Source organism: Trichococcus ilyis (assembly GCF_900109135.1).
GTDB lineage: Bacteria > Bacillota > Bacilli > Lactobacillales > Aerococcaceae > Trichococcus > Trichococcus ilyis.
Window position 1 is genome coordinate 12,644 of record NZ_FNYT01000035.1, and the last position, 16,652, is coordinate 29,295.

The 16,652-nt window shown below is 50.4% G+C and carries 15 protein-coding genes and 1 riboswitch; of the genes, 13 read left to right on the forward strand and 2 right to left on the reverse strand.

Annotation, left to right across the window (positions count from 1 at the left end):
• Positions 1-204: 204 nt before the first annotated feature.
• The 7 genes from BMX58_RS12920 to BMX58_RS12950 all read left to right on the forward strand — a co-directional run bounded on the left by BMX58_RS12920 (position 205) and on the right by BMX58_RS12950 (position 7,265).
• The gene (locus tag BMX58_RS12920) at positions 205-1,647 is read left to right on the forward strand and encodes an oxaloacetate decarboxylase subunit alpha (protein ID WP_275425234.1); all 1,443 of its coding nucleotides are present in this window, start codon (positions 205-207) and stop codon (positions 1,645-1,647) included.
• An 18-nt stretch (positions 1,648-1,665) separates the two neighbouring features.
• Positions 1,666-1,962 (forward strand): OadG family transporter subunit, encoded by a 297-nt coding sequence (locus BMX58_RS12925; RefSeq protein ID WP_068624722.1) that lies wholly within the window; start codon positions 1,666-1,668, stop codon positions 1,960-1,962.
• A gap of 34 nt (positions 1,963-1,996) precedes the next feature.
• A complete protein-coding gene (locus BMX58_RS12930; protein ID WP_068624727.1) occupies positions 1,997-2,344 on the forward strand; it encodes a biotin/lipoyl-containing protein in 348 nt (115 codons plus the stop codon).
• A gap of 15 nt (positions 2,345-2,359) precedes the next feature.
• Entirely contained in the window at positions 2,360-3,490 is a 1,131-nt protein-coding gene (locus tag BMX58_RS12935; RefSeq protein WP_068624729.1) for a sodium ion-translocating decarboxylase subunit beta, read from the forward strand.
• A gap of 152 nt (positions 3,491-3,642) precedes the next feature.
• Entirely contained in the window at positions 3,643-5,157 is a 1,515-nt protein-coding gene (locus tag BMX58_RS12940) for a multicopper oxidase family protein (RefSeq protein WP_068624748.1), read from the forward strand.
• A 33-nt stretch (positions 5,158-5,190) separates the two neighbouring features.
• On the forward strand, positions 5,191-5,874 hold the full coding sequence (locus BMX58_RS12945; RefSeq protein ID WP_068624731.1) for a response regulator transcription factor: 684 nt from the start codon (positions 5,191-5,193) through the stop codon (positions 5,872-5,874).
• Positions 5,871-7,265 (forward strand): sensor histidine kinase, encoded by a 1,395-nt coding sequence (locus BMX58_RS12950; protein WP_068624733.1) that lies wholly within the window; start codon positions 5,871-5,873, stop codon positions 7,263-7,265. The genes BMX58_RS12945 and BMX58_RS12950 overlap by 4 nt, the downstream gene beginning before the upstream one ends.
• Positions 7,266-7,571: 306 nt before the next feature.
• Here the strand turns inward: BMX58_RS12950 and BMX58_RS12955 are convergent, their stop codons facing one another.
• The gene (locus BMX58_RS12955) at positions 7,572-7,805 is read right to left on the reverse strand and encodes an SHOCT domain-containing protein (RefSeq protein ID WP_068624735.1); all 234 of its coding nucleotides are present in this window, start codon (positions 7,803-7,805) and stop codon (positions 7,572-7,574) included.
• A 103-nt stretch (positions 7,806-7,908) separates the two neighbouring features.
• Positions 7,909-10,146 (reverse strand): copper-translocating P-type ATPase, encoded by a 2,238-nt coding sequence (locus tag BMX58_RS12960; protein WP_084254023.1) that lies wholly within the window; start codon positions 10,144-10,146, stop codon positions 7,909-7,911.
• Positions 10,147-10,383: 237 nt separating this feature from the next.
• Here BMX58_RS12960 and BMX58_RS12965 point away from each other — a divergent pair, with 237 nt between their 5' ends.
• The 6 genes from BMX58_RS12965 (at position 10,384) to BMX58_RS12990 (ending at position 16,490) form a co-directional block, all read left to right on the forward strand.
• On the forward strand, positions 10,384-11,802 hold the full coding sequence (locus BMX58_RS12965; protein WP_068624736.1) for a glycoside hydrolase family 1 protein: 1,419 nt from the start codon (positions 10,384-10,386) through the stop codon (positions 11,800-11,802).
• A 115-nt stretch (positions 11,803-11,917) separates the two neighbouring features.
• A riboswitch (adenosylcobalamin (AdoCbl) riboswitch) is annotated at positions 11,918-12,073 on the forward strand.
• Between the two features lie 92 nt (positions 12,074-12,165).
• A complete protein-coding gene (locus BMX58_RS12970; RefSeq protein WP_068624738.1) occupies positions 12,166-12,588 on the forward strand; it encodes a DUF4430 domain-containing protein in 423 nt (140 codons plus the stop codon).
• Positions 12,567-13,118, forward strand: a complete 552-nt coding sequence (locus tag BMX58_RS12975; protein ID WP_068624739.1) for an ECF transporter S component — start codon at positions 12,567-12,569, stop codon at positions 13,116-13,118. The genes BMX58_RS12970 and BMX58_RS12975 overlap by 22 nt, the downstream gene beginning before the upstream one ends.
• Positions 13,119-13,367: 249 nt before the next feature.
• Positions 13,368-14,063 carry a hypothetical protein gene (locus tag BMX58_RS12980; RefSeq protein WP_068624740.1) on the forward strand — a complete coding sequence of 232 codons (696 nt, stop codon included), beginning with the start codon at positions 13,368-13,370 and terminating at the stop codon, positions 14,061-14,063.
• A gap of 234 nt (positions 14,064-14,297) precedes the next feature.
• Entirely contained in the window at positions 14,298-15,278 is a 981-nt protein-coding gene (locus BMX58_RS12985) for a GTPase family protein (RefSeq protein ID WP_204243810.1), read from the forward strand.
• 87 nt (positions 15,279-15,365) lie between these two features.
• On the forward strand, positions 15,366-16,490 hold the full coding sequence (locus BMX58_RS12990; protein ID WP_093088865.1) for an IS4 family transposase: 1,125 nt from the start codon (positions 15,366-15,368) through the stop codon (positions 16,488-16,490).
• The last annotated feature ends 162 nt before the right edge of the window (positions 16,491-16,652 follow it).

Consider the following 16,652-nt stretch of genomic DNA (forward strand, 5'->3'; position numbering starts at 1 on the left):
CATTGTTCTTACTGCTATTTTTTATCTACAGATTGAATTATCGGTCAATTTAGTGTAAGCTATTCTTGTGGTAAACGCTTACAAAGGCGAGCGTTGCTAGAGGACTTCCTGGTTTGTAAGGGGGTATTTCAGAAACACAGATAGATAAAAAATCACAAAAGATTTTGTGATGTAGCAGCAAAGAAAAGAATGGATGTGATCGGATTGGAAAAAGGAAAGAAAGTGCTTTTTACTGAGACCGTTCTGCGCGATGCGCATCAGAGCCTGATGGCGACGCGCATGTCGACGGCCGATATGCTCCCGATCGTGGAGAAGATGGATGAAGCCGGGTATTACGCGCTCGAATGCTGGGGCGGGGCAACCTATGACGCGGCTATCCGGTTTCTGCACGAAGATCCGTGGGAAAGGCTGCGGCAAATCCGCAAGCGCGCGCCGCATGCGAAGCTGCAGATGCTGCTGCGGGGACAGAACCTGATCGGCTACCGCCACTATGCGGACGATATCGTGGACCGCTTCGTCGGCAAAGCTGTCGAGAACGGCATCGACATTTTCCGGATTTTCGATGCCTTGAATGATACGCGGAACTTGAAGGCATCTTTGGAAGCCGTCAAGAAGTACGGGGCCCACGCGCAACTGACGATCTGCTACACCATCAGCGATGTCCACACCATCCCGTTCTACACCGATTTGGCCAAGGAATTGGCCGAGCTGGGCGCGGACTCGATCTGCATCAAGGACATGGCCGGCATCTTGACGCCGAAAGTGGCCAAAGAGTTGATCCCGGCCATCAAAGCCGTGATTGATGTGCCACTGAACATCCACACACATGCCACCAGCGGCGTTTCGCAGCTGACCTACATGGCCGCCATTGAAGCGGGTGCGGACATCATCGACTGCGCCATTTCGCCTTTTGCGGAAGGGACGAGCCAACCGCCCACCGAATCGATGGCGCTTGTCCTGAACGAGCTGGGATACGATACCGGCTTGGACATCGCTAAATTGGAAGAAATTGCCGATTATTTCAAACCGATCCGCGATAAGTATCTCGCCTCGGGTGTGCTCGATCCGAAAATGCTCTCGGTCGATCCGAAAGCGCTCATCTATCAAGTCCCGGGCGGCATGCTTTCGAACCTGAATTCCCAGCTCAAGCAGGCAAAGGCCAGCGACAAGTACGAGGCAGTGCTGCGGGAAGTGCCCCGCGTCCGATCCGACCTGGGCTTTCCGCCATTGGTCACGCCGATGAGCCAAATGGTCGGTACGCAAGCCGTTTTCAATGTCCTGACCGGCGAACGCTACAAGATGGTTCCGAATGAAGTGAAGGATTACCTGCACGGAAAATACGGCAAGACGCCGGTGCCGGTGGATGACGCGTTCAGACGCAGCATCATCGGCGATGATGCCGTCATCACCGATCGTCCGGCGGATCATCTGGAGCCGGAGTTCGAAAGACTGAAGTCGGAGCTGGGCGAACTGGCGCGCACGGACGAGGACGTGTTGACGTATGCCTTGTTCCCGCAGGTCGGCAAAGCCTATCTGGAGGAAGTCTATCATCCAGCAATCGCAGATGAGCCAGCTGAAAAGGGACCACCGGCTCCTGAAGCGTCAGCGGATGCGGTGATCCGGATCCAGGCCCGGTACCGCAGTTAAAAGGAAGAGGGGAACGAAATGGGGACATTCAATTTAGGAGATGGTCTGATCGTCACCGTTGTTGCGATGATCGTTGTTTTTGTCGTATTGTCTTGCCTTTGGTTTTTGGTGGAACTGGTGCATAAGTTGGTAGGGGAACCGGCACAGGCAGCTCCTGCACTGGCGCAACGCGAAGAAACTGTTCAGCCGGTCCTGCAGGATGCCGTTGTTGATGAACAACGGGCCAAAGCGGCTGCGATAACGGCTTTGATTGCGGCATATGAAGCACATCCGGCCAAGAAATTCGAAATCGTTGATGTCACGCGCATCAAATAATTGCCAGCAAGCTGATCGCAAAGGAGGATTTTTTATGAAAAAGTATGAAATCGAAATTGACGGACAAGTTTACCATGTCAAGGTGCGGGAGTTGCCCGATGATGCAGTCATGACCGGGGAGCCCAAACCTGCAGTTAAAGAAACAGCCGCAGATCCCGGAACGCTGGAAGAGGGGAAAACGATGTTGGCGCCGATGGCCGGCACCATATTGCGCATCCTCGTCAAAGAAGGGCAACATGTCAAAAAGGGAGACAATCTCATCATCCTCGAAGCTATGAAGATGGAGAACGAAATCGTTGCGGATGAGGATGGCATCATCAGACGCATCTTCGTGCAAGCGAATGACAATGTCGAATCCGATCAACCGCTGCTGGTCCTCTAGAAGGGAGGGATTCCTATGCTTCAAGCTTTGAATGATTTGGTCCGGATGTCCGGATTGGTTAATATTACGTATAAAGAAATCATTATGATCATCATCGCCTGCACGTTCCTTTATCTGGCCATCAAGAAGGGGTATGAGCCTTACTTGCTGATTCCGATCGCTTTCGGCATCCTCTTGGTCAACCTGCCGTTGGCCGGCTTGATGGCGCCGCCCACCGAGAGCGAACCGGGCGGGCTGATCTATTATCTCTATCAAGGGACGAACTTGGGCATCTATCCGCCGTTGATCTTCCTCTGTCTCGGGGCGGCGACCGATTTCGGACCGCTGATCGCCAATCCGAAGACGCTGTTGTTGGGCGGGGCGGCACAGTTCGGCATCTTTGCGGCGTTCTTCGGGGCTTTGGCCTTGGGGATGACGCCACAGGAAGCGGCCTCGGTCGGCATCATCGGCGGGGCGGACGGACCGACCGCCATCTATCTGACGACAAAATTGGCCAACCATCTCTTGTCGGTCATCGCCCTGGCAGCCTATTCTTATATGGCTTTGGTTCCGCTCATCCAGCCGCCGATCATGCGCCTGCTGACGACCGAAAAAGAACGGCAAACGATCGGGAAGAGGATGCGCACCGTATCCAAAAACGAGCGCATCCTCTTCCCGATCGTGACGACAATCTTCGTCAGTCTGGTCGTCCCATCCGCCACTGCGCTGGTGGGTATGCTGATGCTGGGCAATCTGATCCGGGAAAGCGGACAGGTTCCGAAACTGACGGAGACGCTGCAGAATGCACTTATGTACAGCATCACCGTCATTTTGGGCGTCACGGTAGGCGCCAAGGCGAACGGGGAACTGTTCCTTTCGCTGATCACGATCAAAATCATCTTCCTGGGGCTGTTTGCCTTTTCCATTGGGACCGCTGCCGGCGTACTGATGGGCAAACTGATGTACAAACTGACGAACGGAAAAGTCAACCCGCTGATCGGGGCAGCCGGAGTATCGGCCGTGCCGATGGCTGCGCGGGTCGTGCAGAAGGAAGGCATCAAATACAACCCTGCCAATTATCTTCTGATGCATGCGATGGGCCCTAATGTGGCAGGCGTCATCGGATCGGCTGTGGCTGCCGGTGTGCTGCTGGCTTTCTTCGGCTGAAAACGGATCATTAAAAATCTCCTTCTGATTTCTGGTCAGAGGGGGATTTTTTGCCGTTTCCTGGCTATCCGAATGCATCCTCCATCTGTTCTACACATGGAAGATGTATAATGGAGGCAACAATAGAAGCAGAAAGGGAAGGACGGATAAAAATGAACAGGAGAACAGCGTTGATTGTGGCTTTGGTCGCTTCTGTGGCACTGTTGCTGTTTGTGTCAGCCAATCTTTTTTCAGCGTTTTTCAACAGCGGGGAGAGCCGAACGAACGAGACAACTTCAAACCAGAATGCGGGAAGCTCAGGCAATCTGATCGGGATGGGGCATATGATGGGCGGAACCCGGACCATTGTTCTGGGTGAAAGCGGGCAGGAAATGACCGCACTGCGTTTGCCTGAATTGGCGGAACCCGATTCTGAATCCGAAACGGAAATCACCTATACGGTTACGGCACAGGCGGGCGAAACTGCCTTCCTGGAAGGGGAAAAGACGCAGACGCTCGGCTACAACGGTTCCTATCTGGGCCCGGTTTTGGTCGTGCAGGAAGGCCAGCAGGTGCATATCAAGACCGAAAACCAGTTGTCCGAAGCCACTTCCTTCCATTGGCACGGACTGAAGCTGCCTTCGGATATGGATGGCGGGCCGCATCACCCGGTCGGCCCGGACGAAACGATGCAAGTGGATTTCACGGTCAAGCAGGAGGCTGCGACGTTGTGGTTCCACCCGCATGCCCTGGGGACGACGGCTGAACAAGTCTATGCCGGTCTGGCCGGACTGATTTTTGTCGAGGACGACAATTCCGATCAGCTTGACTTACCGAAGGACTATGGGGTGAATGACTTTCCTCTGATTGTGCAGGATCGGACTTTTGATGCGGACAACCAATTCGATTACGCAGGCACGTACAGTCCCGACGGCACATACGGCGACACGTTATTGGTGAACGGGACCATCAATCCCTACGTGGAAGTCAAAAATGAGCTGATCCGTCTGCGCTTGGTGAACGGATCGAATGCCCGCAACTACACGTTCAGATTGCAAGATGGCGCAGTGTTCCAGCAGATCGCCAGCGACGGCGGTTTCCTCGAAGCGCCGGTCGCTTTGACGTCCGTTACCTTGACGCCGGGGGAACGCGCGGAAATCGTCGTGGACCTGAGCGGCTACGCTAAGGGGGACACGGTGAAACTGATGGATGGGAACGCAACGGTCCTTGCCTTGAAGGTCACGGAGGAGACGGACGTGCAGCCTGCACTGCCGGAAATTTTGAACGAGATCCCGGAATCTGCGACGGATGGCGCGGCTGTCCAACAGTTCACGCTGAGCGGCATGTCCTTCATGGTCAACATCAATGGCAACCAGTTCGACATGAACCGGATCGATACCCTACAAAACCTGAACGAAACAGTCATCTGGGAAGTCCACAATGCCCAGGATATGATGGGCAGCATGGCCCATCCTTTCCACATCCATGGCGTCCAATTCCAGGTGCTCTCGCGCGACGGAGCGGAGCCGCCCGAGAATGAGCAAGGCTGGAAGGACACCGTCGCCGTTTATCCCGGCGAAACGGTCCGGCTGGCGGTGACTTTCTCCGAGAAAGGCACCTTCATGTACCATTGCCACATTCTCGAGCATGAGGACAATGGCATGATGGGGCAGGTCAGTGTACAATGAAAATCAGGCAAACTATGACGGAGGTGAGTGCCCATGAAAATTTTGATAGTCGATGATGAACCGAATATTTTGGATATCGTGGAGGCTTATCTGGCCGCCAAAAAATACCAAGTGTACCGTGCCGAAACCGGTGCGGAGGCATTGGAGAAATTTTCTGCCTTCCATCCGGATCTGATCGTGTTGGATCTGATGCTTCCCGATATGACAGGCGGGGAAGTCTGCGCCAAAATCCGCGAAGAATCCAATGTGCCCATCATCATGCTGACGGCAAGGTCATCCGAAAAGGATATCCTGAGCGGCCTGCAGATCGGCGCGGATGATTACATGGTCAAACCGTTCAGTCCCAAGGAACTGGTGGCGCGGGTCGAGACCGTGCTGCGGCGGGCTGCCCCAGCAGATATTGAAGAAAAATGGAGTTTTGATGGCGGCGGCTTGGTCATTTATCCCAAAACGAAGCAAGTTTTTGCGCGCCAGCAGGAAGTCGCTTTGACGGCTACCGAATATGACTTGTTGGCTTTGCTGGCCAAAAATCCGAGCCGGCTCTTCACGCGGGAGGAATTGCTTGAGAGCGTCAAGGGGGTGGATTTCGAAGGCTTGGACAGGGTCATCGATACACACATCAAGAACATCCGGCAGAAGATCGAGCCGGAGCCGAAACAGCCCAGCTACATTCTGACTGTCCGGGGAAGCGGCTACCGGTTTGGTGGCAAGCGATGAGGCGGACAATCGGTTGGAACCTGATCCTCTCCTTCCTGCTCTTTTCGAGCGTCATCATCGGGCTGTTCGGCTGGTTCAGCGTGCGCATGTTGGACAGCCACTTTTCGGAATACGTCAGCGAACGGCGCACGGAAGAAATAACCGGTTTTACGGATGAAATCGAAACGGTCTATGCCCAAACGGACAGTTGGGATGAGGAAGCCGTTGCGGTGATCGGCAGGCAGGCTTTGCAGGCCGACATTATCCTGAAAGTCTACGACAGCCAAGGAGCGTTGATCTGGAGCCCGAGCGTGATGGAGGAGCAGGAAAACCGCCAGATGATGTCCAGTCATATGTCGCAGATGAACGAGATGATGGGCGGGACAGAGAGCGAATATACGGTGACCACCGTTGAACTTAACGATGGTGCCCAGAAAATCGGCAGCTTGGCAATCGGAACGATGGGGACATACTTCTACACGGACCATGACGTCGCCTTCATGAGCGACATCCGCAACAATCTGCTGATCGTGGCACTGCTGGCTTTCGCCTTATCGCTGTTCTTCGCGGTTTGGATCGCCAGGAAATTGAGTGTGCCGGTCTTTGCGGTGAGCCGCTTTACCGGGGAAATCGCCAAAGGCAACTATACGGAGCGGCCGCCGAAGGAAACGAACATCGTCGAGATCGATGCGCTGATCCGTTCGGTGGACAGCCTTTCCCGTCAGTTGGACAACCAACAGGAAATCCGGAACCGCCTTTCTTCCGATATCGCCCATGAAATCCGCACCCCGCTCACGACACTGAAGGGCAATCTGGAGGCGATGCTTGACGGCATCTGGGAGCCGAGCAGCGAGCGGCTGAAGATCTGCTACGATGAAGTGAACCGGATTTCCCGTCTGATCGGGAATATCGACAAAATCAACGAAATGGAAAGCAGCCACGAAAAGTTGGTGTTCAGCCGTTTTGACCTGCAGGCTTTGAGCCGGAAAGTCGCGGCGAATTTCACGGCCGCAGCCGCCAAAAAGCAGATCGCCTTGGCGGTGACCGGCGAGCCGCTGCTGATAACGGCGGATCAGGACAAGATCAGCCAAGTGCTGACGAACCTTTTGGCCAATGCCATCAAGTTCACGCCGAAGCAAGGGAACATCCGCATCGAAATCCAGCAGGAGGGCAACCGGGCAGTGCTGAAAGTGTCGGATGACGGCATCGGCATCGATCCGGAAGACCAGGAAAAGATTTTCGAGCGCTTCTATATGACGGAGCCGTCGCGCAACAGCAAATCCGGTGGGCAGGGTCTCGGCCTGGCCATCGTCAAAAGCATCATCAAGAAGCACAACGGTACTGTGCGCGTCGTCAGCACGATCGGCAAGGGCGCCACTTTTACGGTCACACTTCCGATGGATCAGAACTAGAAGGTGCTTCTGGTTTTGATCCATTTTTTTGATTGCATGAGGGCAATTGCCCCTTTATGCGCAGATATTCCCCGCCAAAACCGTTTTGGCGGGGAATATCTGTCCAAAATGCGGTCAGATAACCCGCCAAAACGAGCTTGACGGGGCAAAACGTCCGCAGGCAACACGAGTTTGCCCGCCGAACCCAATTTGGCGGGGAATTCCGCCACGAACACGAACCCGGAATCAAACTTGGAAATCCCCTAAAACGCGAAAAGGCCGGCTCATTGGATTGAGTCGGCCTCTTCGTTGCGTATTGGTTTTGGATCACAGCAGTTTTTTCTTGCGGTCGAACTCTTCCTCGGTGATGTTCCCTTTCGCCAATTCCTTCTTAAGGATGTCCAAAGCGGATTCTTCCGGGGAAGCTTTGCCGGATCTGTCGTTCATGAGCTTGCTTGCCAAGTAAACGATGAGTACGATCAGCGCGATCCAGAAAATGCCCATAAACATCATGCCTCCCATGCCAAAACCTCCGAAATATTGCAGGCATCTGCCGAACATGCAAATTCCTCCTTCTTTTTTCTTCTGCAATCAGTGTACAGCGATAATGTGTGGATTGGATGTAGTTTTTGTGTCTGTTGCGCTGATAATTTGAATTGCGAGCTCAGTCGATCTTCAGCAAGCGGGCATTGACCGCGCAGATGATGGTGCTGATCGACATGACAGCCGCTCCGATGGCGGGAGTGATGACGATGCCTTGATTGTTCAGTACGCCAGCGGCCAACGGGATGGCGATCACGTTGTAGCCGACCGCCCAAATCAGATTTTCGACCATTTTGCGGTAGGTCGCCTTGGATAAGCGGATGATAGTCAAGACGTCCTGCGGGTCGCTGTCGACAAGGATGACATCGGCCGTTTCGATGGCGACGTCCGTGCCGGCCCCGATGGCGATTCCCAAATCGGCTTGCGCCAACGCCGGGGCGTCATTGACGCCGTCCCCGACCATCGCGACTTTCTTGCTTCCCTCTTTCAAAGCGACGATGTGTTTCGATTTTTCCGCCGGCAGGACTTCCGCGAACACTTGAGCCATGCCCAGTTTTTTGCCTACGTAATCGGCCACGCGGCTGTTGTCGCCGGTCAGCATGAACGATTCGATTTCCTGTTCCTTCAAGGCCGCAATGACTGCGTAAGAGGAATCGCGGATCATATCGGCAATGGCGATCATGCCCTGCAAACGATCTTCCTTCAGGACAAAGACGACGGTTTTACCTTGTTGGGCCAGTTCCGCGTATTTGCTGCGGTAATAGGCAAGGGCGCGTTCATCCATCGTGCCGGGGCTGACGATGGCAACCAGCACACCGTTCACCAGGGCCTGAAGCCCCTGTCCGGTAAGGTTTTGGTAATCCTTCACTTCAAGCGGGGTGAGCTGATCGGCTTCGCCTTTGCGGACGATGCCTTTTGCGATCGGATGCTCGGACTGCAGTTCCACCGAATAAGCCAGCGTCAACAGATCCTTTTCCGCTATGCCTTCCGCGGGGACGATGTCGGTCACGCCGAAATTGCCTTCCGTCAGGGTACCGGTCTTGTCGAAGACGATCCGATCGATCTTGCGGGCTTCTTCGAATTGGGTCCGGTTGCGGATCAGCAAGCCGTTCCTGGCCGCAATCGAAGTCGATACGGCATTCACCAACGGGACAGCCAGGCCGAGCGCGTGCGGGCAGGCGATCACGAGCACGGTCACCATCCGTTCCAAGGCGAAAGGCAAATCGGCTGCCAAGAGCCAATAGCCGAAAGTCAGGATGCCGGCCGTCACGGCGATATAGAACAGCCATTTGGCCGCTTTGTCCGCCAATCCCTGGGCCTTGGACTTTTGCTGTTGGGCATTGGTGACCATCTGGATCACCTGCGCCAAGTAGGTTTCGTTCCCGACTTTTTCCACTGTCACTTTCAGCACGCCATTGCCGTTTATCGATCCTCCGATGGCAGCCATGCCGGGTTGTTTTTCGACAGGGACGGATTCCCCCGTCAGCATGGATTCGTCCACTGTGGAGCTTCCTTCGAAAATTTTGCCGTCCAAAGGGATTTTCTCGCCGGGCTTGATCAGGATACGGTCGCCGGGAACGAGCTCCTCAACCGAGACTTCGCTGCTGTTGCCGGCGCTGTCCAGTTTGTGGGCAACTTTTGGCATCAATTTGATGAGTTCCTCAAGCGCCTTGGATGCGCCCATCTGTGATTTCATCTCGATCCAATGCCCGAGCAGCATGATCAGGATCAAGGTCGCCAATTCGAAATAAAAATCTGAACCGGTTATGAAAAAGGCGGTGAAGGTGCTGTAGATGTACGCGGAGACGATGGCCAAGGAAATCAGCAGCATCATGCCCGGGGAGCGCTGCTTCCATTCGTCCATAGCACCCTTCAGGAAAGGCTTCCCGCCATAAAAGAAGATGATGGTCGACAGCACAAAGACGACGATATTTGCGCCGGGGAAATCCAGATGGAAACCGAAAAGCATCATGATCATCGGGGAGAGCAAGGTGACGGGAATGGTCAAGCCGAGCGTCACCCAAAACCGTTTCCTGAAGTCGGCCACCATGTGTTCATGATGGCCGGCATGTCCGCTGGCGGGCTCCATATTTTCATGATCCATCTTGCCGTGATCCTGTGCCGGCGCCGTTCCGTGTTCGTGTTCATGTGGATGCGCTGCGGGCGGTTTAGCCGCGACATTCTCCGGGGCATGGGGGACAGGCTCCTGGTGGCTGGCGTGGTCATGGGTCATATGCGCATGATGGGCATGCTGTTCATGGCCGGTGTGGATTTCATCTGAATGGAGGTGGCTGGCTTCCGTAACGTTGGGCGTGGCATCGACAGTATGTTTGTGCTGGGTATGATCGTGTTCATCCATTTTATTCACTCCTCCGATTTCCGGAAATACAAAACCGTTTCGTTTACGATTGTAGCCGTTTTTACAAACCTAATTTACTGCTTTTTTAAAGACGTGTCAAACGATTTGAACAGCAGGGGGCTTCTCTCTCCCTTATCATAGCAGAAACGGGCCGTGCTAGGTTAGCGGTTTCATTTTCGGAATGGTTACGGTAAAATGAAAGATGTAAAAACGCTACCATGAAAGGGATGAAGGACTTTGACAGAATTGAAATTTCCAGAAAACTTCCTGTGGGGCGGCGCTACCGCTGCCAACCAATACGAAGGAGCCTATAACGTAGACGGGAAAGGATTATCCGTTCAGGACGTAACCCCTCAAGGAGGGTTCGGACCGATCACCGACGGACCGACTCCGGACAACATGAAATTGGAAGGGATCGACTTCTACCACCGTTACAAAGAGGACATTGCACTGTTCGCGGAAATGGGCTTCAAGACTTACCGTACGTCCATCGCCTGGACACGCATCTTCCCGAACGGCGACGAAACCGAGCCGAACGAAGCCGGCCTACAGTTCTACGATGACCTGTTCGACGAATTGGCGAAATATGGCATCGAACCGCTGATCACGTTGTCCCACTACGAAACGCCTCTGCACTTGGCGCGCGAATATGATGGTTGGATCAACCGCAAGCTGATCGGTTTCTACGAAAACTACGTGCGCACTGTCTTCACGCGCTACAAAGACAAAGTCAAATACTGGTTGACATTCAACGAAATCAACTCGATCATCCATTTGCCGTTCATGAGCGGCGGAATCGCGACACCGAAGGATCAATTGTCGAAATCCGACCTCTACCAAGCCTGCCACCACGAATTGGTAGCCAGCGCTTTGGCGACAAAAATCGGCCACGAAATCAACCCGGACTTCAAGATCGGCTGCATGGTCATCGCGATGCCGACTTATCCGTTGACTTCCCATCCTGACGATGTGATCGCGGCAATGGAAGCGGAACGCCAAAACTATTTCTTCACCGACGTACACGTGCGCGGCACGTACCCTGGCTACATGAAGCGCTACTTCCGCGAGCACGGCATTGCGCTCAACATCACACCGGAGGACGAAGAAATCCTCAAGAACACGGTCGATTTCATCTCTTTCAGCTACTATATGAGTTCGACCGAAACAGCTGATGAGTCCAAAAAAGTCAAGGGCGCCGGCAATATCCTGGGCGGCGTGATGAACCCTTATCTGGAGGCTTCCGAGTGGGGCTGGCAGATCGATCCAAAGGGCTTGCGCATCGTCCTGAACGACTTCTGGGATCGTTACCAAAAACCGTTGTTCATCGTCGAAAACGGCTTGGGCGCGGTCGATCAGCTGGTTACCGGCGAGGACGGCCAACCGACCGTCAACGACGACTACCGCATCAAGTATCTTAACGACCACTTGGTGCAGGTCGCCGAAGCGATTGCGGACGGCGTCGACCTGATGGGGTACACGACTTGGGGCTGCATCGACTTGGTCAGCGCTTCGACTGCCGAACTGAAAAAACGCTACGGCTTCATCTATGTCGACCGCCACGACGACGGCTCCGGCACGCTGAACCGTTACAAGAAAAAATCTTTCAACTGGTACAAAGAAGTCATCGCAACCAACGGCGCAAGCTTGAAGGCGTAACAACTAAGCGAAGATTGACTTGACACAGCCAGTATCAATTGCAGGACCAGAGCGCACCGAAAAGCGCAACTGGTCTTGTATTTTTTTCTGCTTTGGGTAAAATGGAAGGGATAGGAAAACCATTCAAAGACACTTGGAATTTGGAAGTTTGGTGAAAATCCAACGCGGTCCCGCCACTGTGATGACGTCATGTGCGTCTTAGTCAGGTCTTTATTCCAAGCTGCTATTTATTGCAAACGAACCGTTTCGAGGTAAAACGGACCCGTTACTTGTCTATGCGATGGCGCATGGACTTTTTTTTGCATTATCCCGGCCGTTGGCGAGGGAGCTTCTATCAAATACAGATCAGAGGTGGAAAGAAAGATGAAAAAATTATTGTTGGCCTTATCGTTGAGTTTGGTATTATTCGGGTGCGCCCCTGCGGACACGGCAGAATCGACTTCAGTCGCGGAATCTTCAGCCGTTGCAGTCAGCTCCGAAGCTGCAGAAACAGTCAGCGTGACGATTTCTTTGACGGATGGCGGCACGGTGATCGCGGGTTCTGAAAAAACGCTTGAGGTCGAAGCGGGCGCCAACTTGTTGGACGTCATGAAAGAAAACTATACGATCGAAGAAGCGGACGGCTTCATCACAGCCATCGACGGCGTGGTGCAAGCGGAAGCGACAGCTGAAACGAAAGCCAAATATTGGTTGTTCGATGTGAACGGCGAGCCTTCGATGGTCGGAGCCGCTGATGTTGCGCTCCAAGAAGGAGACGTAATCGTGTGGAACCTGACAGAAATGTAAGGAAAACTGTCGGCTTCGGGGTGAGGCGACTGGCACTGCTGTCGATCCTGACGGCTTTGTGCTATGTCGGCAGGCTGATGTTCCAGTTCATCCCGAATGTCCAGCCGGTGACAGCCGTGCTGATCATCCTGACGCTGACATTGGGCATGGCGGACGGCTTCATCGTTGCCATCCTGTCGATTGTTTTGACCAATTTCCTGCTGGGAATGGGGCCGTGGACGATTGCCCAGATCGCCAGTTTCGGTGTGCTGATTCTCGTTACCGGACTGGTCATGAAGCCATTCTACAGCCCAAGCCAAAAAAAGAATAGCCGAATCCTGTTCGCGCTCTTCGCCTTTTTCGGCGGGCTGCTCTACGGCTTCATCATTTCCCTGCTCACCGTGAAAATGATGGGCATCACCAGTTTCTGGGCGTATTACGCCGCGGGGATCCCCTTCGATCTGCTGCACGGCCTCGGCAATGCCGGCTTCTATCTGATCCTGGAACCGATCCTCGCGCCATTGCTGGCAGCGCAACAGAAAAAAGTTTAAGAAAAGCCATATGGAACGCTCTTGGGGAAGAGTGCAGTCCATATGGCTTGTTTTTTTGCAATTTATTCTTTGGGTTTTTTCTGGAAAAATCTATCGCGGCTTACGGATTATCTAAGGCAACAACAATTGTAACACCCCTAAGTGAAAGTGAAAGCAAATCTCGGTAGAATTAAGATAAAATTTGTCAGATTTAAATAATATTGAGATAATGATAGGAGCGTAACACTTATAGAGAGGTGGAATACAGGCATGGTTCAGCATGATGAGATTACAGAAAAAAGACTATTTGAAATGTATGATGAAATTCAGCTGGGGAGTTCAGAAATATGCCAACGCTGTCGGAATAATTCGGAAAATTTATCTTTTCCCGCAACCTTTTGGTTCGTTGGGAAAGGCTTTAATAATAGTGCTGAAAAAATATTATTTGTTGGGAAAAATGCACGCGGAAATCCTGGTAAATCTATTGGCGCATACTTAGATTGTCGTGAAATGGCTGATCAATTATGCAATGTTTCGTGGCCATACTGGCGATATACAAGAAATATAGCAGAGCGTATTTATGGAAATGACACGATCGACAACATTGCGTTTACAAATATAATGAAGTGCAACACTTCATTTACAATAGACACAACATCCAATCTCCTCAAAGTTAATTGCATTAAAGAAATGCAAGTTTTAAAAAAAGAGATAGAGATAATAAAACCTAAAAAAATTATATTTTTGACATCTTGGAATTATGATGAGTATTTCAAGGACGTATTTGACGAAATGGAAAATATCAGCAATACAAAAATTACGATAGGTAAAAAGAAAATGCCCTGGTGGGAATTCAATGGTGAAATAAATAACAATAGGATAGATGTACTTAGGGTGGGGCACCCAGAGAGAAAAAAAGAAATCGACTACGTTAACGCTGTTGTCGATTGGATAATAAAGCAGTGATCAATTTGTTCTTCCATGTAAAGGTCGATTTAGATGGGTTACAATTTCGTAAAGTTAATGTGGTTAGGATATATGTTCTATAGAATAACTCTCAGGCAGATGTCATCGGTAATTCTCAAAATTTACAAGCACTTATATAAGGAGCAGTAACTTATGTCGGTGAAAGGAAATTACACCTTCCACTTATATACTTCATCAGTTTTTATCCGATAATTTCAAAAAGGAGACTTGAAAATGAAAGATGACAAAATGAAAATTGAGCAAAGATTACAGAATATGAAAAATTTCTACATCAAAGCAGGTGAAATGATTGATAAGCTGCCTGATGAAATTCCTGAAAAAATAAGAGCTTCAATCAAGGATACTATTCTTGGTGACGAAGACCTCAAAAAGTTGATGGACGGTATAGACTCTCAAAGACCTCCAAGAATTTTCTTGATAGGAAGAACTGGCGTAGGTAAGAGCAGTCTAATTAATGCTTTGTGTGGTACATATGTAGCTACAGTAAGTGATACAAAAAGCTGCACAGAAAGTGCCCAAATGTACGAATGTAAAGATAATGACAGAGTGTTGATGGAAATTCTTGATACTAGAGGAATTGCCGAGTCGGAAAGATTAGACGATACAGTTTCTGCAGAAGAGATGTTAATAAACCAAATCAATGAATTTTCACCAGATGTAGCAATTTTCATGTTAAATTGTACTCATCGTGATGATGTGAATTCAGATGTTGAGTTCCTCAAAAAAGTTTCTAAAACATATGCGGAGATAAATAAATTGAGGCTTCCAATAGTTGTAGTAGTAAATAAGTGTGATGAAATGGCACCAACTCGATACAAAGATCCAAAAGAATATCCCGAAAATAAAGTTAATAAAATTCAAGAGGTAGTTCAGTACTACAAAGGTATAATAGTGAAGAATGGTCTGAAGATAGATAATATCATTGCGGTTTCCTCATTGATAGACTGGCAGACTCCGGATGGAATGGAAGTTGATGTTGAAAGCATTGAGAATCTTCCTAAATATGATATTGATAATTTACAAATAGGCTTTGATGGCAGGTATAGAATTGAGGAATTACTTGATATATTGGAAGAAGCCATCCTTGATTTTGAAGCGCAGATGGGATTGCGGATGGCTTCACGACTAAAAGAAGTAGTAGACAGGCTCGTGAAACATCTGATCAAAATCACTAGTGTTGCATTAAAAAATTAACAAACTAAATTTTAGACAAAAAGAAAAGATCCTTTACAATGGTTGGTAAGATGACTTATCCAAGACCACGTTAAAGGACCTATAACTATGGATAAGCATAAACAAAAAACTTCATTTTGTAAATGGATTGCACCTGTCTCTTTTGAGAATCTACCGTTAAGACTACAAGAACAAATTGGACAGACAAATACCTATGTCAAGAAGCTCTATTTCGACCGTTTCCTCAAGCTGATGCTCCACGCAATCTCGAGCCAAAAAGCCAGTCTTCGGGATATAGAAGCTTCCCTTTTAAATCCAGATCTTCAAGCTGAACTTGGTTTTGACTCTCTTAGCAGCTCACAGATATCGCGGAAGATCCGAAGGATCAATCCCATTATTCTGGAGGAAATGTTCTACTTTCTAGTATCTCTAGCCAACCAAGGCAAGCGTAACGGCAAGCTTCCAAAAGCATTCATCGTAGATTCGACGACGGTCTCTCTGAATAAAACACGATATCCCTGGGCAGAGTTCCGCACTACTAAGTCAGGCATAAAACTGCATCTCCGTCTTGCCTATATAGGGAAAGGCGATGCCTATCCGGATAGAGCGATCATAACGAATGCTTCCGTTCATGATGTCAACCGACTGGAAATCGTAGTTGATGAGAAGCTGGCCACCTATATCTTCGACCGGGGTTATATGGACTTCGAGTTATTCGATAAATTTTCCTATGACGGATTCTTCTTTGTATCTCGCATCAAGAAGAACAGCCTCGTACATGTAATGTCCGAATACGAAGTCCCTCCCGGAGGATCCATTCTCCAAGACCAGATGGTCGTTCTGGGTGGCAAGAATGGGTATCTGACAGATCCTTATCGATTGGTTGAAGTAATGGATACACAGGAGAATAAGCTGCGCATCATTACCAATCGGTTTGATCTTTCAGCTGAAGCAATCAGCCAAATGTACCGTTCCCGCTGGGAGATCGAACTCTTTTTCAAGCAATTGAAGCAGCAGACGACCATCAAAAAATTCTTCAGTCGTGATGAGGATGGCTTAAAAAACCAGGTCTATCTTGCTTTGATTGCACAACTTCTCACCTATCTGGTCAAACTGGAAACACAATCTGTTCTTTCTAGCCTGACAATCCAACGCTACCTATTCGCTTCCCTATGGGAAGCTAGTGAACTTTGGGAGACAAGGATACGGGGAAAACCGACCGAATCAAAATGAACGAAAGCTTGACGACAATAGAGCGGCTGAAGATAAATTGACATAGTTCATAATTGTTACAATCTGGAGAAAGTCATCTTTCTGCGTGAGCATAAGAATTTTTTTGCTTTTTTCAGAAAACAGTTTAGATGAAGACCTGCAAATGTTTATGCAACACTAGTG

Coding starts and splice junctions, on each gene's coding strand:
- BMX58_RS12925 (WP_068624722.1), top strand. CDS start 1,666: ATGGGGACATTCAATTTAGGAGATGGTCTGATCGTCACCGTTGTTGCG.
- BMX58_RS12930 (WP_068624727.1), top strand. CDS start 1,997: ATGAAAAAGTATGAAATCGAAATTGACGGACAAGTTTACCATGTCAAG.
- BMX58_RS12935 (WP_068624729.1), top strand. CDS start 2,360: ATGCTTCAAGCTTTGAATGATTTGGTCCGGATGTCCGGATTGGTTAAT.
- BMX58_RS12940 (WP_068624748.1), top strand. CDS start 3,643: ATGAACAGGAGAACAGCGTTGATTGTGGCTTTGGTCGCTTCTGTGGCA.
- BMX58_RS12945 (WP_068624731.1), top strand. CDS start 5,191: ATGAAAATTTTGATAGTCGATGATGAACCGAATATTTTGGATATCGTG.
- BMX58_RS12950 (WP_068624733.1), top strand. CDS start 5,871: ATGAGGCGGACAATCGGTTGGAACCTGATCCTCTCCTTCCTGCTCTTT.
- BMX58_RS12955 (WP_068624735.1), bottom strand. CDS start 7,805: ATGTTCGGCAGATGCCTGCAATATTTCGGAGGTTTTGGCATGGGAGGC.
- BMX58_RS12960 (WP_084254023.1), bottom strand. CDS start 10,146: ATGGATGAACACGATCATACCCAGCACAAACATACTGTCGATGCCACG.
- BMX58_RS12970 (WP_068624738.1), top strand. CDS start 12,166: ATGAAAAAATTATTGTTGGCCTTATCGTTGAGTTTGGTATTATTCGGG.
- BMX58_RS12980 (WP_068624740.1), top strand. CDS start 13,368: ATGGTTCAGCATGATGAGATTACAGAAAAAAGACTATTTGAAATGTAT.
- BMX58_RS12985 (WP_204243810.1), top strand. CDS start 14,298: ATGAAAGATGACAAAATGAAAATTGAGCAAAGATTACAGAATATGAAA.
- BMX58_RS12990 (WP_093088865.1), top strand. CDS start 15,366: ATGGATAAGCATAAACAAAAAACTTCATTTTGTAAATGGATTGCACCT.